The organism is Celeribacter sp. SCSIO 80788, from assembly GCF_051054295.1.
GTDB lineage: Bacteria > Pseudomonadota > Alphaproteobacteria > Rhodobacterales > Rhodobacteraceae > Celeribacter.
The window spans coordinates 1,640,129-1,662,809 of the sequence record NZ_CP150482.1; the positions used below are offsets into that span (position 1 = coordinate 1,640,129).

Annotated in this window: 15 protein-coding genes; 3 read left to right on the top strand and 12 right to left on the bottom strand. The window is 61.8% G+C overall.

The genetic code is table 11. The features are described from left to right. Positions 1 to 4: 4 nt before the first annotated feature. The 10 genes from murD to V1471_RS08265 all read right to left on the bottom strand — a co-directional run bounded on the left by murD (position 5) and on the right by V1471_RS08265 (position 13,075). Positions 5 to 1,399, bottom strand: a complete 1,395-nt coding sequence (murD, locus tag V1471_RS08220) for a UDP-N-acetylmuramoyl-L-alanine--D-glutamate ligase (protein ID WP_434287923.1) — start codon at positions 1,397 to 1,399, stop codon at positions 5 to 7. A 59-nt stretch (positions 1,400 to 1,458) separates the two neighbouring features. After that, entirely contained in the window at positions 1,459 to 2,541 is a 1,083-nt protein-coding gene (gene mraY, locus V1471_RS08225; protein ID WP_434287925.1) for a phospho-N-acetylmuramoyl-pentapeptide-transferase, read from the bottom strand. 9 nt (positions 2,542 to 2,550) lie between these two features. Then, a complete protein-coding gene (locus V1471_RS08230) occupies positions 2,551 to 3,954 on the bottom strand; it encodes a UDP-N-acetylmuramoyl-tripeptide--D-alanyl-D-alanine ligase (protein ID WP_434287927.1) in 1,404 nt (467 codons plus the stop codon). Continuing rightward, on the bottom strand, positions 3,954 to 5,426 hold the full coding sequence (locus V1471_RS08235; RefSeq protein WP_434287928.1) for a UDP-N-acetylmuramoyl-L-alanyl-D-glutamate--2,6-diaminopimelate ligase: 1,473 nt from the start codon (positions 5,424 to 5,426) through the stop codon (positions 3,954 to 3,956). The genes V1471_RS08230 and V1471_RS08235 overlap by 1 nt, the downstream gene beginning before the upstream one ends. Positions 5,427 to 5,441: 15 nt before the next feature. Beyond that, positions 5,442 to 7,244: a peptidoglycan D,D-transpeptidase FtsI family protein gene (locus V1471_RS08240; RefSeq protein WP_434287930.1), complete on the bottom strand. Its 1,803-nt coding sequence runs from the start codon at positions 7,242 to 7,244 to the stop codon at positions 5,442 to 5,444. Beyond that, positions 7,241 to 7,597: a cell division protein FtsL gene (gene ftsL, locus V1471_RS08245; RefSeq protein WP_434287932.1), complete on the bottom strand. Its 357-nt coding sequence runs from the start codon at positions 7,595 to 7,597 to the stop codon at positions 7,241 to 7,243. The genes V1471_RS08240 and ftsL overlap by 4 nt, the downstream gene beginning before the upstream one ends. A gap of 14 nt (positions 7,598 to 7,611) precedes the next feature. Further along, positions 7,612 to 8,604: a 16S rRNA (cytosine(1402)-N(4))-methyltransferase RsmH gene (rsmH, locus tag V1471_RS08250; RefSeq protein WP_434287933.1), complete on the bottom strand. Its 993-nt coding sequence runs from the start codon at positions 8,602 to 8,604 to the stop codon at positions 7,612 to 7,614. 1 nt (position 8,605) lies between these two features. Next, positions 8,606 to 9,097: a division/cell wall cluster transcriptional repressor MraZ gene (mraZ, locus tag V1471_RS08255; protein WP_434290899.1), complete on the bottom strand. Its 492-nt coding sequence runs from the start codon at positions 9,095 to 9,097 to the stop codon at positions 8,606 to 8,608. Positions 9,098 to 9,764: 667 nt separating this feature from the next. Continuing rightward, positions 9,765 to 11,747, bottom strand: a complete 1,983-nt coding sequence (locus V1471_RS08260; protein WP_434287934.1) for a TonB-dependent receptor domain-containing protein — start codon at positions 11,745 to 11,747, stop codon at positions 9,765 to 9,767. 242 nt (positions 11,748 to 11,989) lie between these two features. Next, positions 11,990 to 13,075 (bottom strand): Mrp/NBP35 family ATP-binding protein, encoded by a 1,086-nt coding sequence (locus tag V1471_RS08265; RefSeq protein WP_434287936.1) that lies wholly within the window; start codon positions 13,073 to 13,075, stop codon positions 11,990 to 11,992. Positions 13,076 to 13,426: 351 nt separating this feature from the next. Between V1471_RS08265 and V1471_RS08270 the strand changes: the two genes are divergently transcribed. Beyond that, positions 13,427 to 13,642 carry a DUF1127 domain-containing protein gene (locus V1471_RS08270; protein WP_434287938.1) on the top strand — a complete coding sequence of 72 codons (216 nt, stop codon included), beginning with the start codon at positions 13,427 to 13,429 and terminating at the stop codon, positions 13,640 to 13,642. Positions 13,643 to 14,192: 550 nt separating this feature from the next. On the opposite strand, the gene V1471_RS08275 is transcribed toward V1471_RS08270, so the two are convergent. Next, entirely contained in the window at positions 14,193 to 16,655 is a 2,463-nt protein-coding gene (locus V1471_RS08275; RefSeq protein ID WP_434287939.1) for an ATP-dependent helicase, read from the bottom strand. Between the two features lie 45 nt (positions 16,656 to 16,700). Continuing rightward, entirely contained in the window at positions 16,701 to 17,333 is a 633-nt protein-coding gene (locus V1471_RS08280) for a MarR family winged helix-turn-helix transcriptional regulator (protein WP_434287940.1), read from the bottom strand. Positions 17,334 to 17,462: 129 nt separating this feature from the next. Here V1471_RS08280 and V1471_RS08285 point away from each other — a divergent pair, with 129 nt between their 5' ends. Next, positions 17,463 to 18,998, top strand: coding sequence for an MDR family MFS transporter (locus V1471_RS08285; protein WP_434287941.1), 1,536 nt, complete (start codon positions 17,463 to 17,465; stop codon positions 18,996 to 18,998). Positions 18,999 to 19,232: 234 nt separating this feature from the next. Beyond that, the gene (locus V1471_RS08290; protein WP_434287943.1) at positions 19,233 to 22,676 is read left to right on the top strand and encodes a pyruvate carboxylase; all 3,444 of its coding nucleotides are present in this window, start codon (positions 19,233 to 19,235) and stop codon (positions 22,674 to 22,676) included. Positions 22,677 to 22,681 lie beyond the last annotated feature (5 nt).

Below are 22,681 nucleotides of genomic sequence, written 5' to 3' on the forward strand. Positions count from 1 at the left end.
CCCATCAAAGCTTTTCGACCTCGGCGGCGAAGGCCTCGCCGCGTTTCTCGAAATTCGGGAACTGATCGAACGAGGCAGCGGCGGGGGCGAGCAAAACGGTCTCGCCCTCTTCCGCCTCGGATGCGGCCTTGGCGACGGCCACCTCCATGGTTTCGCAAATCTCATAGGGCGTATCGCCGATCTGAAGCGCAAAATCGCGGGCCGAGAAGCCGATGAGATAGGCTTTCGACACCGAGCCGAGGAAGGGCTGCAAGGCCTCGATCCCACCCTCTTTACCAAGCCCGCCCGCGATCCAGCGGATGCGTGGGAAGGCCTGAAGCGCCTTGGCGGCGGCATCGACATTGGTGGCTTTGCTGTCGTTCACATAACGCACACCGTTCAACTCACGCACAAGCTGCGAGCGGTGTGGCAGGCCCTTGAAACTGCGCAACGCCGTCTCGATGCCCTTGGGCGACAGGTTCAAAGCGCGCGCGGCGGCATAGGCGGCGCAGGCGTTCTGATGGTTGTGCGCACCGGGCAGCCCGTCCATCTCCCGCAGGTCAATCGACGCCGTCTGCTTGCCCTTACGATATTCCGACAGGAACCCTTTGCGGGCAAAGACGTTCCACCCCGGCCCGCCAAGTTTTTGCCCCGAAGAGATCCGAATGAGCCGCAGATCCTCCGCGTCCTCCACCATCTGGTTCGCCAGATAGCGGCCTTCCTTTTCGTCCACCCCGATCACGGCGCGATCCGGCCCGCCCTCGGCAAACAGCCGACGCTTGGCCGCGAAATAGCCTCCCATGCCGCCGTGACGATCGAGATGATCGGGCGACAGGTTGGTGAACACCGCCACATCGGGGGTCAACGCGCGGGCCAGATCGGTCTGGTAGCTCGACAGTTCCAGCACGATCACCTCGCCCTCCTCCGGTGGCTCGATGTCCAAAACGCCGCGCCCGATATTGCCCGCAAGCTGGCACGGCGTGCCATTTGCTTCGAAGATGTGGTGAATGAGCGCCGAGGTGGTGGATTTTCCGTTCGACCCGGTCACCGCGATAACGCGCGGGGGCGTGTCATGCTCCATCCAGTCGCCCTGGCCCAGCGAGCGGAAAAACAGCCCGATGTCATTGTCGACCGGCACACCCGCGTCCCACGCCAGCGCAATCACCTTGTTCGGCTCGGGATAGAGATGCGGAATGCCCGGCGAGGTGACGAGACAGGCGACGCCCTCGAAAGCATTGGCCTTGTGCAGGTCATGGATGGTGAAGCCCTCGGCCTCCGCCCGCTCCCGCGCCTCGACGGAATCGTCCCAACACAGCGCCTCGGCCCCACCGGCCTCAAGCGCCTTTGCCGTCGCCAGACCGGAGCGCCCAAGGCCCAACACGGCCACTTTCTTACCTTCGTATCCGAGCACAGGGATCATCGCGCGCTCGCTCCTTTGCTGTCCAAATACTCAAAAAAGGGGGCCTCGGCCCCCTCTCGTTATCGCAGTTTCAGCGTCGCCAGACCAATGAGCGCCAGCACCAGAGAAATGATCCAGAACCGGATCACGATGGTCGGCTCCGACCAGCCCTTTTTCTCATAGTGGTGATGGATCGGTGCCATCAGGAAGACGCGTTTGCCGGTGCGTTTGAAATAGGCCACCTGGATGATCACGGAGAGCGCCTCGACCACGAACAGCCCGCCGACAATCGCGAGAACGATTTCGTGTTTCGTCGCGACCGCAATCGCCCCAAGTGCGCCGCCCAAGGCCAGCGAACCGGTATCCCCCATGAACACGGCCGCGGGCGGCGCGTTGTACCACAGGAAGCCGAGCCCGCCGCCGATGAGGGCTGCGGTGAAGACAAGGATTTCGCCTGTCCCCGGCACGTAATGCAGGCCGAGATAATTGGTAAAGTCGACGCGGCCCACGACATAGGCGATGGCACCGAGCGTGCCGGCGGCAATCATCACCGGCATGATGGCAAGCCCGTCAAGCCCGTCGGTGAGATTCACCGCATTGGCCGCACCGACGATCACGATCATCGCGAAGGGGATGAAGAACCACCAGAGATTAACCAGCAGATCCTTGAACACCGGCAGCGCCAGCTGGAACTGCAACTCGGCGGGATGCACCATGGTCGACCAGACCGAGGCGATGAAGGCGATGAGGAAGCCAAGCGCCAGCCGCACCTTGCCCGAGACGCCCTTGGTGTTGGATTTCGACACTTTGGCATAGTCGTCGGCAAAGCCGATCAGACCGTAGCCGAAAGTCACAAACATCACGATCCAGACATAGGGATTGTCGAGCCGCGCCCAAAGCAGCGTCGAAACCAGCAGCGCCGTCAGGATCAGCAAACCGCCCATAGTGGGCGTTCCGGCCTTGGCGAAATGGCTCTCGGGACCGTCGTCGCGGATCGGCTGGCCTTTGCCCTGACGGCGGCGCAGCAGGTCGATCAGAGGACGCCCGAACACCATCGCGAAAATCAGCGCCGTAAAGAACGCCCCGCCCGAGCGCATGGTGATATAGCGAAACAGGTTGAACAGGTCGCCCCCGTCCGACAGGCTGGAAATCCAATACAGCATACGCTCAACTCACCTTTCGTCTGTTTGCTGCGGCACTTGTCCCAATTCGCGCAGCGCGTCAACCAGAAGGCTGACCTTGGAGCCTTTCGAGCCTTTCACAAGCACGACATCGCCGGGACCGACGAGGGTCTGGAGCGCCGGAATGGCGTCTTTCGCGGTCTCGAACCAAACGCCGCGCCGGTCGTCCGGCAGGACATCGTAGAGCGCCCGCATCAAAGGCCCGACGCAATGCACCGCATCGACAGTGGCGAACCACGGCAGAGCCGCGAGGCCTTCGTGAATCGCACGTTCCTTTTCACCGAGTTCCAGCATATCGCCCACAATGGCGATCCGGCGGCCGGTGTCATGCGGCTCGGCCTTGGCCAGAACTTCGAGAGCGGCGGCCATGGAGGTCGGGTTGGCGTTGAACGCATCGTCGATCAAATCGACCGGCGCGCCGACGGCAAGCTGAACCTGTTCGCGCGCACCGCGGCCCTCGGGCGGCGCCCAAAGGATAAGATCGGCGGCGGCTTTTTCCAGATCGATCCCCAAAGCATAGGCCACGGCGAGGCAGCCCACGGCATTGGCCGCAAAATGCCGCCCGGCGGTGGACAGACGGAAATCGAGATGGGTGGTGTCGATCACGGCAGAGCCTTGGGTTGCGCCATCGGACAGCTCAACGGAGGTGAGCTGCGCCGCACAGGCCTCATCCTCACCAAAGCGGATCGTGTCGCCCTCCCAAGCGGCCCCGAGAATGTCGGAGACCTCCAGATCGCCGTTGAACACCGCCACGCCACCCGTTTCAAGCCCTTTGAAAATATCGGACTTTTCGCGCGCGATGCCCTCTAAGCTCTCGAAGGCAGCCATATGCGCAGGGGCGACCGTGGTGATCATCGCCACATCGGGGCGGGCCAGACGGGACAGAGGCGCGATCTCTCCGGGGTGGCTCATGCCGATCTCGATCACCGCGAAATCTGTGTCCTTGGGCATGCGGGCAAGCGTCAGAGGCACGCCCCAATGGTTGTTGTAGCTGGCCTCGGCCGCGTGGGTCTTGCCCTGCCCGGAGAGGATCGCGCGCAGCATTTCCTTAGTCGAGGTCTTGCCCACGGAGCCCGTGACCCCGATCACCTTGCCGGTCATGCGCGCGCGCGCGGCAGCGCCCAAGCGCTCCAAAGCAGGCAGCACATCGTCGACGATCAGAAGCGGCGCGTCTGCCGCGACGCCCTCGGGAATGCGCGACACCAGAGCGGCAGCCGCCCCCTTGTCCAGGGCCTGCGCGACAAACTCATGCCCGTCGCGCACGTCTTTGAGCGCCACAAACAAATCGCCCGGCCGGATCGTGCGCGTATCGATCGAAACACCCGTAATTTCAAAGGCTTGTGTCGCCCGTCCACCCGTGGCTTTCGCTGCCTCGTCCGAGGTCCAGAGCACCATCAGAGCGCCCCATCCAATGCGGAGACCGCCAAAGAGGCCTGCTCCACATCGTCGAACGGATAGACCGTATCGCCCACGGTCTGGCCGCTCTCATGCCCCTTGCCGCAAATCAGCAGGGCATCGCCGGGTTGCAGCGCATCGACGCCTCTGAGGATCGCCTCGGCGCGGTCGCCGACCTCCATCGCCTCGGGTGCACCGGCCAGAACCTCCGCCCGGATCGACGCCGGGTCTTCGGAACGCGGGTTGTCATCGGTCACGATCACCAGATCGGCGTTTGCCACCGCCGCCTGTCCCATCAGCGGGCGTTTCGTCTTGTCACGATCCCCGCCCGCGCCGACGATGGCGATGATCCGGCCCATGACATGCGGACGCAAAGCCTTGATCGCGGTCGAAACCGCATCGGGCGTATGGGCATAATCGACGAACACCGCCGCGCCATTGTCGCGCGTCGCGGCATGTTGCATCCGGCCCCGCACGCCCACCAGTTCGGGCAGGCAGGAGAAGACCTCTTCCGGGTCCGCCCCGGAGGCCATGATGAGCCCGGCCGCGGCCATGACGTTTTCGGCCTGAAACCCGCCGATGAGATCGAGGCGGATTTGATAGATATTGCCGACGAAATCGATGCGCAGATCTTGCCCCGTGGCATCGAACCGCTGGCCGACGATGCGCAGATCGGCGGCATCGGACCGCCCGACCCGCATCACGTCGATGCCGCGCTCGGCGCAGAGACCTTCGACCTCCATGCCTTTGGCGTCGTCGATATTCACGATCGCCACACCGTCTTCCGGCAAAACGCGGGTGAAGAGCCCGGCCTTGGCGGAGAAATAGGCCTCGAACGTGGCGTGATAGTCCAGATGATCCTGGGTGAAATTGGTAAAGGCGGCGGCGGAGAGACGCACCCCGTCGAGACGGCGCTGCGCCAGACCGTGGGAGCTTGCTTCCATCGCGCCATGGGTGACACCGGCATGGGCGGCCTCGGAGAGCATGCGATGCAGCGTGATCGGCTCCGGCGTGGTGTGCGGGCTCGGCGCCTGCCAGTCGCCTTCGACACCGGTGGTGCCGACATTGATCGCGCGCGCGCCCAGAAGCTGCCAGATCTGGCGGGTGAAGGTTGCGACAGAGGTTTTGCCATTGGTGCCGGTGACGGCGACCATCACCTCGGGCTGCGCACCATAATAAAGCGCTGCGGCATAGGCCAGTGCCTGACGCGGGTCTTCGACAACGACAAGTGCTGGCTCGTATTCGGCAATGGCCCCGGCGGCGATGCGCGCGCCTTCCGGATCGGTCAGAACCGCACGCGCCCCCATCGACAAGGCCATCGGCAGATATTCTGCGCCATGCGCCCGCGCGCCGGGAAGGGCGGCGAAGAGATGCCCCGCCTGCACCTGGCGGCTGTCGACGGAAAGGCCGGTGATCTGCGCCTCGCGGCCGCTTTGCGCGGTCAATCCGAGTTCGGAGAGAGATTTCATCATGGCCGCGCCTTTCTCTTAATGCGTCGCGGTCAGTGTTAGCCCAGCTTGCGAGGGGGTTTCAATCTCGGGACGCAGCCCCATGAGCGGTGCGGTGCGGCGAATGACCTCTCCCGCGACAGGAACGGCGGTCCAGCCCGCAGTGCGGCGCGGTTTCGGACCGGAGGTCTCCACCGCTTCGTCCAGCGTCACGATCAGCACGTATTTCGGGTCCTCCGCCGGGTAGACGGCGGCGAAAGTGTTGATCGTCTTGTCGTCGTAATAGCCCCCCGTGGGTTTCGGCTTGTCGGCGGTGCCGGTCTTGCCACCGATATGATAGCCGGGAACCTCCGCAAAGGAGGCGGTGCCGCCGGGATCGGCCACCACGGCGCGCAACATGTCGCGGGCTGCGGCAGAGACGTCTTCGCGCACAATGCGCTCCCCCTTGGGCAGATAGCCGTCGCGTTTGAGCAGCGTCGGGGTGACTCTCGTGCCACCGTTCAAGAGCGTGGAATAGGCCGTCGCCAGATGCAGTGGCGAGGCCGAAAGCCCGTGACCATAGCCGATGGTCAGCGTCGAAAGCTCCGACCAGTTGGGGGGCAGCAAGGGCTTGCCGGTCGGCGCTTCGCTCAATTCCACGGGGGTCGGCTCGAAAAAGCCCAGCGACTTGAGGAAGGCCTGTTGCCGCTCCACGCCGATCTGCTGCGCCACATGGGCGGTCGCGACGTTGGACGATTTGATGATCATGCCCTTGAGCGACAGATAGGGGCCGTAATTATGACCTTCGAATTCGCTGATCTTGAACTTGCCCCAGCGGAACGGCGGCGTGGCGGGGATTTGGGTGTCGGGATTGGCCAGGCCAATCTCCATCGCCTGAGCAGCGGCAAAAATCTTGAAGGTCGAGCCCAGTTCGTAAACCCCCTGCACCGCACGGTTGAACCGCGGGTTGGCGCTCGGGTCCTTGCCCTCGAACGCCTCGGGGCGCGAGTTCGGATCGAAATCCGGCAGGGAAACCAGCGAAATGATCTCGCCGGTGTGAACATCCATCATCACCGCGGCAGCGCCCTTGGCACCGAGCATGCGCATGCCGCCGTCGAGCACCTCGCGTACCGTCGATTGCACCGTCAGATCGATCGACAGTTGCAGCGGCGCATCGCCATTCGCGGGATCGCGCAGATAGGCGTCCATCTGTTTCTCGATCCCGGCCTGACCGACGATCTCGGCGCTCATCACGCCCTCCCGACCGAATTTGGTGCCGCCCAACACATGCGCCGCGAGCTTGCCGTTCGGATAGAGCCGCTCCTCGCGCGGGCCGAACAAAAGCCCCGGCTCGCCGATGTCATGCACGGCCTGTTGTTGCTCGGGGGCGATTTTCTTTTTGATCCAGAGGAATTTGCGTGTCCCGGTGAAGTCGCGGATCAGGCGGTCGCGGTCGAGATCGGGGAAGATGCGCACCAGCTCATCGGCGGCATGGACCGGGTCGATCATCTCCTGCGGCTGGGCGTAGAGCGAATTGGTCACCCGGTTGGTCGCCAAAATGCGACCGTTGCGGTCGACGATGTCGGCGCGTTGCGCAAGGATCGGCGTACCGGAGGCTTCGGCGCGCGGCTCTTCGGGAACGGTGGCGGCCACCTGCCCCATGCGGGCACCGACGACAACGAAGGCGGAGACGAAACACAGGCCCAGAACCAAAAGCCGCCCCTCGGCCCGAAGCCGGGAGCGGTCGCGCATTTCCTCGTGGCGCAGGCGCAGGTTCTCGCGCTCGATGGCGTCCGGGTTTTCGCCCCGTGAGCGGGCGGCGAGGACGCGGGCCAGAGGGCGAAGCGGGGTGCGGATGCTCATGGCTCGACAGCCTCCAGAGAACCGACCACATCGACGGAGTCGGTCAGATCCAAAATAATGTCATCTTCCTGCGGAAAGGAGATCTGGTCGACCCGACCGAATTGTTCCGGCTGAAAGGGCAGAAGGCCGAGGCGGTCGTAATTGATCCCGGCCAGATCGCGCAGCCGTTCGGGGCGGTTGAGATAGGCCCATTCGGCCCGCAGCACGGCGAGTTCCTCGCGCTGATGACCGATGTCGCGCTGGATCTGGCTGATCTCGCGCAGCACATGCTGGGTCGCGTAATTTTCCTGATAGGCCCAGACGCCGAGCATCATGACCACCAGACCTGCCAAAATCAGATAAACCCCACGCATCTCTTACCCTTGCCTCACGAGACCGACCTCAAAACAGGTTTCGGCAGGCCCATTGCCGCACGCTCCACCGGCACTGCCGGGGCTGCGGTACGCCGACCGACCCGCAACCGCGCCGAGCGCGCGCGCGGGTTTTGCTCTAGCTCGTCCTCATCGGGACCGATGGCTTTGGAGAGCTGCTCGAAACCGGGTGTTTTCACCTCTTGTTCAGGAGCATAGCGCGAGCCGCCACCGCCCGTCGAGGCCCTTTCTTGGAAGAAGCGTTTGACCACCCTGTCTTCGAGCGAATGAAAGCTCACGACGGCCAGTTGCCCGCCGGGTTTCAGCGCCCGCTCAGCGGCCTCAAGCCCTTCGATCAGCTGGCCGAATTCATCATTCACCGCGATGCGAATGGCCTGAAACGTCCGGGTCGCCGGGTGGCTTTGACCGGGCTTCTTGCGCGGCAGGAGGCGTTCGATCAGATTGGCAAGTTGCAGCGTCGTGGTGAACGGCGCTTTCTCGGCACGATCCTTGACGATAGCGCGGGCAATCTTGCGCGACTGCTTTTCCTCTCCGTAATGAAACAGCACCTCGGCGATCTCCGCCTCGTCCGCTGTATTGACGAAATCCGCCGCCGTCGGCCCGTCCTGCGACATACGCATGTCGAGCGGGCCGTCTTTCATAAAGGAAAACCCGCGCTCCGGCAGGTCGAGTTGCATCGAGGACACGCCGAGATCGAGCACCACGCCGTCGAGCCCGGAAGCGTATTGATCCATCTCACCAAAGGTGCCCAGAACGAGGTCGATCTTGCCCTGATAAGGCGGCTCGTTGATCCAGCTCGCGGCCATCTGATGCGCCAAAGGATCGCGATCGACGCCGGTGACGTGCTCCGCCCCTTCTGCGATCAGGCCCTTGGTATAACCGCCCGCGCCGAACGTGCCGTCGAGCCAGCGCCCGGAGATGGGCGCACAGGTCCGCAAAAGCGGGTTCAAAAGGACCGGAATATGGGGCTTTTTCTCGTCAGAGGCCATCTCAGACCTCCAGATCGTCCAGAAGGCTCAGCGGATCGAAATCCTCGCCCTGCTCTTCCAGCCATTTCTCGGAGATCATCGCATCGACCGCCTCGTGGGTCTCGGGCTTCCAGATCTCGAAGGTCTCGCCCATACCGGCGAAATAGGCCACCCCGTCGAGCGCGATCTTGTCGCGCAGCGGCTGCGGCAGGACCAGACGACCGTCATTGTCCACCTCGGTCGGGCGGGCGCGATTGAGGATCATGCGCTCCATGATCTTGCGCTTTTCCGAGCCGCGCGGCAGGCGCGCGATGTCGGAGGCGAGCGCCCGATAGCCCTCATAAGTATGCACGATCAGTTGTTTTTGTTTGTCGTGACCATAGACGATGACCATGCGGGGACGGCCGGTTTCCGCAGCCAGAGGATCGCCCAGCTCGAGTTCGCGACGAAAATCGGCGGGGATCGACACGCGTCCCTTTCCGTCCACCTTAAAGGTGTGTTCGCCGATGAACATGCCAACCAAGCGGCGGCTCCTTTACTGTCCCTGCCCCGTTTCGAGGCCCTTTAAGCGAAACGGCGGAATGAGCTGCTGCCACCGCTCAATCCGCCGCCCTCGTCCCGATGTTTCGGGCTGTCCGGACTGCGCGCGCCACCTGGGGGGATGTCTGCTCGCTCGCGCGCCGGATCTCGTTGTTCCGATGAGTCTGGGTGCCTGTATGAACCTGACTTATGGGTCTTTATTCGCGGTCTTGGATGCGCCGCTCATTCCCGTCTCATCGCGTGAATTCAAGATGGCATGGGAATTCATGGTAATCAACGGATATTTTCTCCACAGGCCCCAGATCTTGCTTTCCAAGACAGTGCGAATCTAAGTATAGAGATGCCTCCCACGAAAATGAGAGCACATATAGGCAGATAAGGCCTAAATTTAACCACATTTAGTGGTCGCATTTTCCCATGGGTTTTCCCAAGGAAGTTTCGATAAATCCACAGAATTCACAGGGTTCTCCACAAATCCACCGAGTTATCCACAGGATCGTGATTCGTTTTGAAGAAGGCGACCATGAATTCCCGGAAGTTCCATGAAGTCCCACCCCTCGCTTCTGACCTGTACCATGAAATCCCGAAACACAAAAAAAAGGGGCCCGAAGGCCCCTTTCCATCATCGCATCGCGCCGGGATCAGAAATCCAGCGTCATCGACAGGCTCACCGTGCGACCCGCCGCAAGTGCCGGGTAGACCGTCCGGGTCGCACTGATCTCGCGATACACGTAGCTCGAACGCTCGTAATAGGTTTCGTCGAAGAGGTTATCGACGCCCAGACGCAGGGTTGCCCCCTCAAGCCGCTCAGGCTTCCATTCCGCATAAGCATTCACGACCGTGTAGGAGTCATGTGCGGCGTAGTTCGACGCGGTCATCAGATCGTCATCGAGCTTACCCGCCCATTCGACGGTCGCGCCGACCTTCATGTTCATCGACGGCAGTTCCTGATCGACAAAGACCGTCGCCAGATCGCCGAGCGGCATCACCGTTCCGCCCTCCGGCAGAACGAATTCGCCGTCCTCGGTGACATCCGCCTTGGTGTAGCTCGCGCCAAACCGCCCGGTGCCCCAATTGTACTGACCGTTCAGCGTCACGCCCTTGGAGCGCACCTCACCCGAGTTGCTGATCGTTCCGGTATTACCCGAACGCAGATAGCTCGCCAGATCTTTGATCTTGGTGTCGAAATAGGTGATCCCGCCGGAAAAATCACCGACAGTCCCATTCAGGCCAATCTTGATGTTGGTCGAGGTGCCCGCCTCGTAATCTTCATCGATGCTGTAATCGGCGGCATGCAGAAGACCATATTCGCCGACATCATACCCAAGCCAGGTGCGCGACCCGCCTGCGAAAATCTCAAACCCCGGCGCGAACTCATAGGACAAGGTGGCGTTGGCGCTGAGCCCTGCATCCTCGAAGGTCTGACCATCCATATCTTCGAGTTCATGATAGTCTGCACGCAAACCCGCAGACAGGTCGATGCCATTGGCAAAAGCAAACCGCCCTTGCGCAAAGGCCCCCAGCTGGGTCGTCGACATTCCCTGATATTGAGGCACAACGGTCGAATCGCCGTAATTGTCGACATCGTAATCGGCTTTTGAGAAATCGAACCCCGCCGTGACGGTGCCCGCACCAAGCGTGAACGTGTTTTTCACAACGCCGCCGAACGCATCTTCATCAAGGATCATGTCCCCATTGAAGGCTGCTGCATAATTCGGGCGCCAGTAATCGTTCTGCGTCGCATAGATCATGAATTCCGGGTCCCACATATCGGTGGGCGCGGTGGAGGTGTATTTCAGGCTGATCGTGTCGCGCGTCACGTCGAGAGGATAGACCGCATCGTCATGGTTAAGATCCATGTTCATCTTGATCACGCGATCCGCGTCATCTTCGGAGCGCTCATAGGCCAGCTCAAGCCGGGAAGTGCCGAATTCATAGCCGAATTTCGACAGGATGCCCTTGGCCGCCGGTGCAGAACCGGGCATTTCCGTGCCGTCGCCCGCCTCGTAATTATCCCCGTCCTGCGCGTGGATCATCACCATCCAGTCGACATTCTGATAGATGCCGAAGCTGGCGAGAGAGCCGGAAAGGCCCTGCCCGTTGTTACCGTAGGTGAGGTTTGCGCGCCCGCCCGCGACATCGCCCTCGGCCAGAAGATCGAAGGCCGAAACGGTTTCATAGCGCACCGCGCCCGCAGCAGCGGCAAAGCCCGCATCGGCGGCCGCAGCCCCCGCTTCGACCTCGACGGATTTCAGGAAGGCCGGATCGACGACGTTGGAGCCGGTGTGGTGCCAGCTCGTGCCCCCTTGCGGGACCCCGTCGACCGTCACGGCCAGATTGGATTGCTCCATGCCGAACACGTGGATCCGTTTCGACGGACCCGCGCCGCCCGAGACCGTCACAGCGGATTCGCGGGCGAAAAGTTCAGAAACGTTTTGTGGCTGCAGGGCTTCGAGTTCCTCTTCGGAAATCACGGCTCCCCCGGTGGCTTCGACGTTTTCCTGTCCCTCATCGACGAGGGACACGGTGATCATATCCAGTTCAATTGCATCCTGTGCAAAACCGGCGGATGCAAACGCGACGTAAGACACGCCGCACAGCGCCACAAAACGCGCCATTTTCATGAGATATCCCCTCTAATTGTACGATAATCGAGGAGCTACGAGACCAGAGAATGATTCACAAGTATTTTTGTCGGAAATGTATCACATTGATAGATATTGGATTTTTAAAACCCTCCACGAAATCGGCCAGATTACCCCACAAAAACAAATAAAAACCGTAAAGTATAAGGCAAAACATAGAAAAACCCGCGCAGTTTCCTGCGCGGGTTCGCCTTTGATCTGTGGCTCGAAAGCCTCAGCCGTCAGGCCAGCCCAACCTGAACCAGACGGTCCGCAAGCTTCATGTAAGGCTCGGCCAGCGGGCTGTCGGTGGCCGCGACCGGCACACCGGCGTCACCCGCAAGCCGCGCTTCGAGCGCCAGCGGCAGCTCGGCCAGAAGCGGCACATCGAGCTTGGCCGCCTCCTCCGCAACCCCGCCATGGCCGAAGATATGTGCTTCATGACCACAGTTCGGACAGACATAGGTGGACATGTTCTCGATCAGGCCCAGCACAGGCACATTGAGCTTTTGGAACATGGAAATGCCTCGCCGGGCGTCGATCAGCGCCACGTCCTGCGGCGTCGAAACCACCAGCGCGCCGGTGAGTTCGGTTTTCTGGCCCAGCGTCAACTGCACATCGCCGGTGCCCGGCGGCATGTCGATCAACAACACGTCCAGCTCACCCCAGGCCACCTGCCCAAGCATCTGCTGCATCGCGCCCATCAACATCGGCCCGCGCCAGACGACGGCCTCACCATCCGGGATCATGAACCCGATCGACATCAGCGTCACGCCATGGGCATGGAGCGGTTCGATCGTCTGGCCATCGGGGGAAGCGGGGCGTTTGTTGATCCCCATCATACGCGGCTGCGAGGGCCCGTAGATGTCAGCATCCAGCAGCCCGACCTTACGGCCCTGACGCGCCAGTGCCACGGCGAGGTTGGCAGAGACGGTGGATTTGCCCACTCCGCCCTTGCCAGAAGCGATGGCGATGATGTGCTTGACCCCCGGCACGCCCTGCTTGCCCTGTTGCGGAGTCGGATGACGGCCGATCTTGAGGCTCGGCGGTTCGCCCGCCGGGGCCGCCGGTTTGGCGGCGGGCCCATGCGCAGTCGTCACGATGGACACTTTGGTCACGCCGGGCAGCGATTCGAGCCTGGCGCGTGCCGCCGCTTCGACTCCGCCCATGGCCTGCGCCGTCGCCGCATCCGGAGCCTCGATCACGAAACTGACCACACCATCCTTCACCGAAAGCGCCCGAATGAGGTCACGTGCCACAAGCGATGAGCCATCCGGCAGTTGCACGCCCTTGAGCGCCGTCATAATCCTGTCTTGATCTGCGGACATATGTCTTCCTTTCCGCCACGTCGCATGGTCAGTCCCTTTGCCCCGAAATAGGCCCTTTGCTGACCCTTTTCCACAGCGGTTTGATCTCCGGGTGCCAAAACCCGGCCCGGGAGGCAAAAATAGGTCAGCATTGGTCATGCATTTTCTGCATAGCGGCAATGTCGACAGGGTGGATTGTGCATTCGCAGCAATTCCCCGATATTCAATTCAACGAAAGCAGCCGAGGCTTGCATCCTTGATCGCTCCAAAGCGGTTTGTCTCCAGAAGGAGACGTTGGCGAGATGCCAGCGAGGACAAGACACGGCGGCACTGAACGCGGGACACCCGCACGCACATTCAAGGTTGAAGCTTATGGCTTACGCAAACGACATCAACAGTGCCGCTCCGGCCTCCTCCGCCTCCTTCGGCGGTGTGTTCAAATCCCTCGCGGAACGCTTTGCGCGCTACCGGGTCTACCGCGAAACCCTGCTTGAGCTCTCGGTCCTTGATGATCGCGATCTCGCCGATCTCGGAATGTCCCGCGCATCGATCCGCGCCGTGGCTTACGAAGCCGCATACGGCAACTGAAGAATAGACATCACGGCCCTCTCCTCCTCCCTGGGCCCTGATACCTGCGGCAGCTCCTCTCCTCCTCCCTGGGGCTGCCGCATCAGATACCGGAATTCGGGGCCTCTCCTCCTCCCTTGGCCCTGATGACCAGAGCGGCGATGCGTCCTCCTCCCTGCATCGCCGCACCTATAGCGGGCGGAAGCCCAAGAGATCGGTCCTCTCTCCTCCTCCCTGAGGGCCGTGACTGAAGGCGGCGGTGTCTTCCTCCTCCCTGACACCGCCGCATTTCTTTATTTCGATACGGGTCCTCTCCTCCTCCCTTGGGACCCGACACCAAGAGACCCCCGTGCCCTCTCCTCCTCCCTGGGCACGGGGGTCTTGCTTTTTCTAGCCATAAACAAACACTTCGCCCTGTCCGATCTGTGCCCTGTGTCCGATCTGTCGAAAACGAGGCAGCCCGAACTCCGGCTCCGGCTCCGAAAACCGTCACAGACGGAGGAGCGACATGCTCCTTCGTGGGCGAGAGGTTCTTGATTTTGAGAGAGATCGGGAGGTCCGGAGCTTCGCCTCAGAACGGGACATCGCCGGCCTGATCGGCGGGCATCACAAATCCTGCGACAAGTTTCTTGGTCCCGGCATGATCGAATTCGATGGTCAGCTTGTCACCCTCGATCTCCATCACCTCGCCATAGCCGAATTTCTTGTGGAACACCCGGTCGCCGAGCGTAAAGGAGGCGCTGGCCTTCATATCGATGGTCACAGGCGTCCGTGGCGTCCCGGCGCGCTGGGTCCGCGATTGCATGCGTTTCCAGCCCGGCGAGTTGTAGACGTCGGCCTTGGCGGCACGGCTCTCGAAACGACTAGACGGATTGGCCTCGTATGTCGGCGCCTCATAGCTGCGCTGCCCGCCGTAAAGACCCGAAGGCGTCTCGACATCGACGTGATCGACCGGCAGTTCGTCGATGAAGCGCGAGGCGAGCTGGGATTGCCACTGGCCATAGACGCGGCGATTGGCGGCGAAGGAAATGGTGCACAGCTCCTCGGCGCGGGTGATGCCGACATAGGCCAGACGACGCTCTTCCTCGAGGCCCTTGGTGCCGTTCTCGTCCATCGAGCGCTGCGACGGGAACAGCCCCTCTTCCCAGCCGGGCAGGAAGACGACCGGGAACTCAAGCCCCTTGGCGCCATGCAGCGTCATGATCGTGACCTTCTCGCCATCTTCACCGCTGTCATTGTCCATGATCAGCGCGACGTGTTCGAGGAACCCTGCGAGATTTTCAAATTGCTCCAAGGCTTTGACAAGTTCCTTGAGGTTCTCGAGCCGTCCCGGCGCCTCCGGGCTCTTGTCGTTTTGCCACATGGCGGTGTAGCCGCTCTCATCAAGAATGCGCTCCGCCAGTTCGATATGGCCGATCTCGGCGGGGTCGTAGGCGACATCTTCGACCAGTGCGTCCTCATCCTCGACGCCATAGCGGATTTGCTGCACGTTCAGCGACGACCACCGTTCGATGTCCGCCACAAGTTGTGCCACGCCGGATTTGGCCTTGCCCTTCAGAAGCCCCTCGTCCACCGCGATTTTCGCACCTTCCAGTAGCGACACACCATTGGAGCGCGCGGTGATCTGGATGTCCTGAAGCGCCTTGTCCCCCACGCCGCGTTTCGGCGTGTTGATGATGCGCTCAAAGGCCAGATCGTCCTCCGGTTGGGTGACGATGCGGAAATAGGCCATGGCGTCGCGGATCTCCATCCGCTCGTAAAACCGCGGGCCGCCAATCACGCGGTACGGCAGACCGATGGAGAGAAACCGATCCTCGAAGGCACGCATCTGGTGTGAGGCGCGCACGAGGATGGCGATGTCATCGAGGGAATATTTGCGAAGGCGGCTCCGCGTGCCGCCATGCAGCGCCTCGATCTCTTCGCCGACCCAACGCGCCTCTTCTTCGCCGTCCCAATGGCCGATGAGGCGGAGCTTTTCGCCTTCGTCCTTGACCGCACGAAGCTCTTTGCCCAGACGTTCCTTGTTGCCGGAAATGACGCTGTTTGCGGAGGCGAGAATATGCGCCGTCGAGCGATAATTCTGCTCCAGGCGGACAACCTTTGCCCCCGGAAAATCCTTTTCGAACCGCAGGATATTGCCCACCTCGGCCCCGCGCCAGCCGTAGATCGACTGATCGTCATCGCCAACACAACAGATATTGTTGTGCCCTCGCGCCAAGAGCCGCAGCCAGAGATATTGCGCGACGTTGGTATCCTGATACTCGTCCACGAGGATGTATTTGAACCAGCGCTGATACTGCGCCAACAGGTCCGGGTGCTTCTGGAAAACCACCACCATATGCAGCAGCAAATCGCCGAAATCGACGGCATTGAGCGTGGTCAGACGCTCTTGGTACTGGGCATAGAGTTTGACCCCCATTCCATTGAATTCGCTGCCCTCTCCGCCGGACACGGCAGAGGGTGTGAGCGCCCGGTTCTTCCAGCTGTCGATCATGCCGGCGAGCTGACGCGCAGGCCAGCGTTTCTCGTCGATGCCAGCCGCAGAGATCAGTTGTTTGAGCAAACGGATCGTGTCGTCCGTGTCGAGAATGGTGAAGTTGGATTTGAGCCCGACAAGCTCCGCATGACGGCGCAGAAGCTTAACGCAGACGGAGTGAAACGTGCCGAGCCAGGGCATGCCCTCAAGCTCCATCCCCATCAGCCCCGCCACACGGCTCTTCATCTCGCGCGCGGCCTTGTTGGTAAAGGTCACGGCAAGGATTTCGCGCGGCTGGGCGCGGCCAGTGTTCAACAGATGCGCAATCCGGGCCGTGAGCGCCTTGGTCTTGCCGGTGCCCGCGCCTGCGAGCATCAGCACAGGTCCGTCGAGCGTCTCGACCGCCTCGCGCTGCGCCGGGTTCAGCGCATCGAGATAAGACGTGTCGGGCACGCCAAAGGCGGCCTCGCGCGCGCCTTGCATCGCGAGTTGGGACAGGGAGGGTCGTTGGGGCTGCATCGCCGCCTCGAAGGCGTCGTCTTCATCGAAACTGCTCATGGCAGGGAGATTACAGAAACCCGTGGGCGAGGAAAAGCGCGTTCTTTAAATGTTCTCATCGTCCGGCGCGGGTTTCTGCGCAGGTTCGGAGACGGCCACAAGCAGCCCCCCGACATAGCGCCCGAACAAATCTGAGAACGTCGCAATCTCTTCGCCGGACCAGCCGGTAAACGCCTGAGAGAAAAGGCGCCATTTCGAGAGCGTAAAGGCGCGCAGAAACGTCCGGGCCTTCGGAGTGATCACCAGAACGGATTTGCGCGCATCTTCCTGCACCGCCTGCCGGATCACATAGCCGCGCGAGACCAGTTCTGACACGATGCGCGAGGCGCGCGAGGGATCGACGGCCATGACCTCCGCCACCATGCCGATGGTCGGCGGTTCGGCCACGTCGCGGCCCAATCCGGCGGTGATTTGCGCAATCGAGAGCAGTCCCTGAAGAATCGCGGGTTCGAGCTTCTCGCTCATGCCCTCAAGCACCTTGCCCTTGAACTCGCCCTTTTCCGCCATGCGCCGCCATTGGAACAGCGACAGATCGAGCGCCAGAAGCGCTTCGATCGCACTGTCAGAAAAGCCCCCCTCCGAAAGGTAATCGGGCACGCCCGCCCGCACCCGAGGATCGGGGGAATCCTGCCGGGCCTCATGAGAGGCATCATGCGAAGAGGTGTCATCGGTGCTCATGGGCATGTCCGTCGCATAACCATGTGTGAATGTCAAATTCATGATAGACACAACTATGTGCTATTGACACATATATATGTGAGCGCTACCTCCCGTACAAAGCCCCAGAGACGGGCCAAAGGAGTCCCCATGTCACATCCGCACAGCCTGCCCGAAGAGGCCCCCCGCGCCCCGGAACACAGTTCCGTCGCCTTGGTCATCGCCTCCGTCGCGGTGCTCCTCTTGCTGGCCTCGCTCGACCAGACCATCGTATCGACAGCGCTCCCCACGATCGTCGCCGATCTGGGCGGGCTGGAGCATCTCTCCTGGGTGGTCACCGCCTATATTCTCGCCTCAACCGTAGTCGCCCCCCTGTATGGCAAGCTCGGCGATCTCTACGGGCGGCGCAATGTGGTGATTTTTTCGGTCTCGCTCTTCCTCACCGGCTCCGTTTTATGCGGCCTGTCCAGCTCCATGGGCTTTCTCATCTCCGCCCGCGCGCTTCAGGGCCTCGGCGGCGGGGGCCTCTTCGTTCTGGCGCTCTCGATCATCGGCGACGTAATCCCGCCCAAGGAACGCGGCAAGATTCAGGGCGTCTTCGCGGGCGTCTTTGGCGTCTCCTCCGTCGCCGGGCCGCTCTTGGGCGGCTGGTTTGTCGATGCGCTGAGCTGGCATTGGATTTTCTTCATCAACCTGCCCTTCGGTGCGCTGGCCCTTGCCGGGTTTATCTTTGGTTTCAAAGCCCATCCCGAGCGCGTCAATCACAAGATCGACTATGCCGGCGCTCTGGCGCTGACCCTGTCGCTCTCGTCTATCGTGCTTCTGACTGCCTTGGGCGGCAAGGAATTCGCGCTTGTGTCGCCCATGGGTCTCGCGTTTCTGGCGCTCTTCGGGATCGCCACGGTGAGTTTCGTGGGGATCGAACGCAAAGCCTCTGAACCGATCCTGCCCGTCGGGCTCTTCAAGATGAACGTCTTCACCATCTCCTCGGCGATTTCCTTTGTCTCCGGCGCGCTGATGTTCGGAGCGCTCACTTTCATCCCGGTCTTCCTGCAAATGGCCAAAGGCGCAACCGCCACCCAATCCGGTCTGCAACTCATTCCGATGACCTTCGGCATCCTCGCCGCCTCCACCGTCTCCGGCCAGTACATGAGCCGCACCGGGCGCTATCGCTTTCTGCCGGTCATCGGCCTGAGCTTCGCGACCGTCTCGCTCTTGTCGCTCACGCGCCTGTCGCCGGAGATGGCCTCCTGGTCGCTCTGGCTGTCGCTGGCGGGGCTTGGCATGGGGATGGGCTGTATCTTCCCGGTCACGACCACCGCCGTGCAAAATGCTGTGCCGCGGCAACAGATCGGCACCGCCACCGCCGCGGGGCTGATGTTCCGTCAGGTGGGCGCGTCGATTGCCGTCGCGCTGTTCGGGGCGCTGTTTGCCGCACGGATGGCCCGGATGATGGGCGAAGCACATGTCGAGGGCCTCTCGAACGTGACCGAGCTTGGTCCGCAGGTGCTGGCGCAACTGCCCGAGACCACCCGCACGCTGATCGGCAACACGATCTCCGGCGCGCTGCATCCGATCTACTGGATCGCCTCCGCTCTGGCGCTCGCAGGTCTCGCGCTCTCGCTGTTTCTCAAGGAAATCCCGCTGCGATCGCGCAGCGCAGCAGGCCATGCGCCGGGGGAGTGATTCTCCGGCGAATTTCTTTGCAAAATGTCCATCGGTGTAAAATTGCCTTTGCTAAGGATATGAATTTAATTTGCAAATCATGCAAATTTCCCTGTCATTACAGAGCTGCGGCAAAAAATCGTTTTTTCTTTTCACGCATCTCGGCCATAACCGATCCAGTCCGGGGAATTGGGGATTTACTGCACCGCAGAAATGCCTAACCTGATTGGAAAACAGCAAGAGGGGAAGCTTGCCATGGCCGAATTTCAAAAAGTTCTGATCGCGAACCGTGGAGAGATTGCGATCCGCGTGATGCGTGCTGCGAACGAGCTGGGCAAGCGCACGGTTGCCATCTATGCCGAAGAGGACAAGCTCTCCTTGCACCGGTTCAAGGCGGATGAGGCCTATAAGATCGGCGAAGGTCTGGGGCCGGTGGCGGCCTATCTCTCGATCCCGGAGATCATCCGGGTGGCGAAGCTTTCGGGCGCCGATGCGATCCATCCGGGCTATGGGCTGTTGTCCGAGAACCCCGATTTCGTCGATGCCTGCACCGCAGCGGGCATCACCTTCATCGGCCCCAAGGCCAAAACCATGCGCGAGCTGGGCGACAAGGCCTCGGCGCGCAAGGTCGCCATTGCGGCGGGCGTGCCGGTCATTCCGGCGACCGAGGTTCTGGGCGAGGATTTCGATGCGATCCGCAAAGAGGCCGCCGAGATCGGCTTCCCGCTGATGCTCAAGGCCTCCTGGGGCGGTGGCGGGCGCGGGATGCGTCCGATCATGAACGCCGAGGAGCTTGAGGAGAAGGTCAAGGAGGGCCGCCGCGAGGCCGAAGCCGCTTTTGGCAATGGCGAAGGTTATCTGGAAAAGATGATCATCAAGGCCCGCCACGTCGAAGTTCAGATTCTTGGCGACCAGCACGGCCATATCTATCACCTCTATGAGCGCGATTGTTCGGTCCAGCGCCGCAACCAAAAGGTGGTCGAGCGCGCCCCTGCTCCCTATCTCTCGCCTGCGCAGCGCGAAGAGCTGTGCCATCTCGGCAAACGCATCTGCGAACATGTGAATTACGAATGCGCCGGAACCGTCGAGTTCCTGATGGATATGGAGAGCGGCAAGTTCTACTTCATCGAGGTGAACCCCCGCGTGCAGGTGGAGCATACGGTGACCGAGGAAGTCACCGGCATCGACATCGTCCGGGCGCAAATCCTGATCGCCGAGGGCAAGAGCCTCATGGAGGCCACCGGTGTGGCCAGCCAGTATGACGTCAAACTCGACGGCCATGCGCTTCAGTGCCGGGTGACGACCGAGGACCCGACGAACAATTTCATCCCCGATTATGGCCGGATCACCACCTATCGTTCCGCGACCGGCATGGGCATCCGCTTGGACGGCGGCACGGCCTATTCGGGCGCTGTGATCACCCGCTATTACGACAGTTTGCTGACCAAGGTGACAGCCTGGGCGCGCACGCCCGAGGCCGCGATTGCGCGGATGGACCGGGCGCTGCGCGAATTCCGCATCCGCGGCGTTCAGACCAACATCGCCTTCGTCGAAAACCTCCTGAAACACCCAACGTTCCTGTCGAACGAATACACCACGAAATTCATCGACACGACGCCGGAGCTGTTCGATTTCAAACAGCGCCGCGACCGGGCGACGAAAATCCTGACCTATCTCGCCGAGATCACGGTGAACGGCCATCCGGAAACCCTTGGCCGCGCCAAACCCGCAGCCGATGCGCGCAAACCCGTGGTGCCTGCGCTCAAGGCGGACACCCCGCCGATGGGCACGCGGCAATTGCTTGAGGAGCAGGGCGCCGAGGCGGTGGCCGACTGGATGCTGGCGCAGAAAAAGCTCCTGATCACCGACACCACCATGCGCGACGGGCATCAATCCCTGCTCGCCACCCGGATGCGTTCGATCGACATGATCAACGCGGCCCCCGCCTATGCCGCGAACCTGTCGGAGCTGTTCTCCGTCGAATGCTGGGGCGGCGCGACCTTCGATGTGGCCTACCGCTTCTTGCAGGAATGCCCGTGGCAACGTCTGCGCGACATTCGCGAGCGCATGCCCAATGTGATGACGCAGATGCTGCTGCGCGCCTCGAATGGCGTCGGCTATACCAACTACCCCGACAATGTGGTGCAGGAATTCGTGCGTCAGGCCGCCGTGACCGGCGTCGATGTGTTCCGCGTCTTCGACAGTCTCAACTGGGTCGAAAACATGCGCGTCGCGATGGATGCGGTCATTGAGAGCGGCAAGCTCTGCGAAGGCACGATCTGCTATACCGGCGACCTCTTCGATCCGGCACGCTCGAAATACGATCTCAAATATTACGTCAAAATGGGTCAGGAGCTGAAGGCCGCGGGCGCGCATGTTCTTGGGCTCAAGGACATGGCGGGGCTGTTGAAACCGGCGCAGGCGCGCCAGCTCATCACCGCGCTCAAGGAAGAGGTCGGCCTGCCGATCCATTTCCACACCCATGACACCTCGGGCGCCGCCGCCGCCACCATCCTCGCCGCCGCCGACGCGGGCGTCGATGCGGTGGATGCGGCGATGGACGCCTTCTCGGGCGGCACCTCGCAGGCCTGTTTGGGCTCCATCGTCGAGGCCACGCGCTTCACCGAACGCGACACCGGGCTCGACATTGCGGCGATCCGCGAGATGTCGAACTATTGGGAGGCCGTGCGCGGCCAGTACAAGGCGTTCGAGAGTGGTCTTCAGGCCCCGGCCTCTGAGGTCTACCTGCATGAAATGCCCGGCGGTCAGTTCACCAACCTCAAGGCGCAGGCCCGCTCGCTGGGCCTCGAGGAGCGCTGGCATGAGGTGGCGCAGAGCTATGCCGATGTGAACATGATGTTCGGCGATATCGTCAAAGTGACGCCCTCGTCCAAAGTTGTGGGCGACATGGCGCTGATGATGGTGTCCCAGGGGCTGACGCGCGCGCAGGTCGAAGACCCGAAAAGCGATGTGGCCTTCCCGGACAGCGTCATCGACATGATGCGCGGCAATCTCGGCCAGCCGCCGGGCGGCTTCCCGGACAGCATCGTCAAGAAGGTGCTGGGCAAGGAGAAACCCAATCTCGAACGCCCCGGCCTGCATCTTGCGCCCGCGCATTTCGACGAACTCCGCGCCGAACTGGCCGCGAAATTCCCCGACGAAGACTTCGACGACGAGGATTTCAACGGCTACCTGATGTATCCGAAAGTCTTCACCGATTACGTCACCCGCCACGAGCAATACGGGCCGGTGCGGGTGCTGCCGACGAAGAACTTCTTCTACGGCATGCAGGAGGGCGAGGAGATTTCCGCCACCATCGACCCGGGCGTGACGCTTGAGATCCGCTGTCAGGCGATCTCCGACATCACCGAAACGGGCGAGGTGAAACTGTTCTTCGAGCTGAACGGCCAGCCGCGCACCGTGCGGGTCAAGGACCGCTCCGCCGTCGCCTCCGTCAAAGCCAATCCCAAGGCCGAAGCCGGCAACCCCAAACATCTCGGCGCGCCGATGCCGGGGGTTGTGGCGACCGTGGCGGTGACGTCCGGGCAGGCGGTGAAGAAGGGCGATGTGCTGTTGACCATCGAGGCGATGAAAATGGAAACCTCGATCACCGCCGATCAGGACGGCACGATCAAAGCGATCCACGTCACGCCGGGCGCACAGATCGACGCAAAGGATTTGCTCGTCGAGTTCGAGTAAAACAC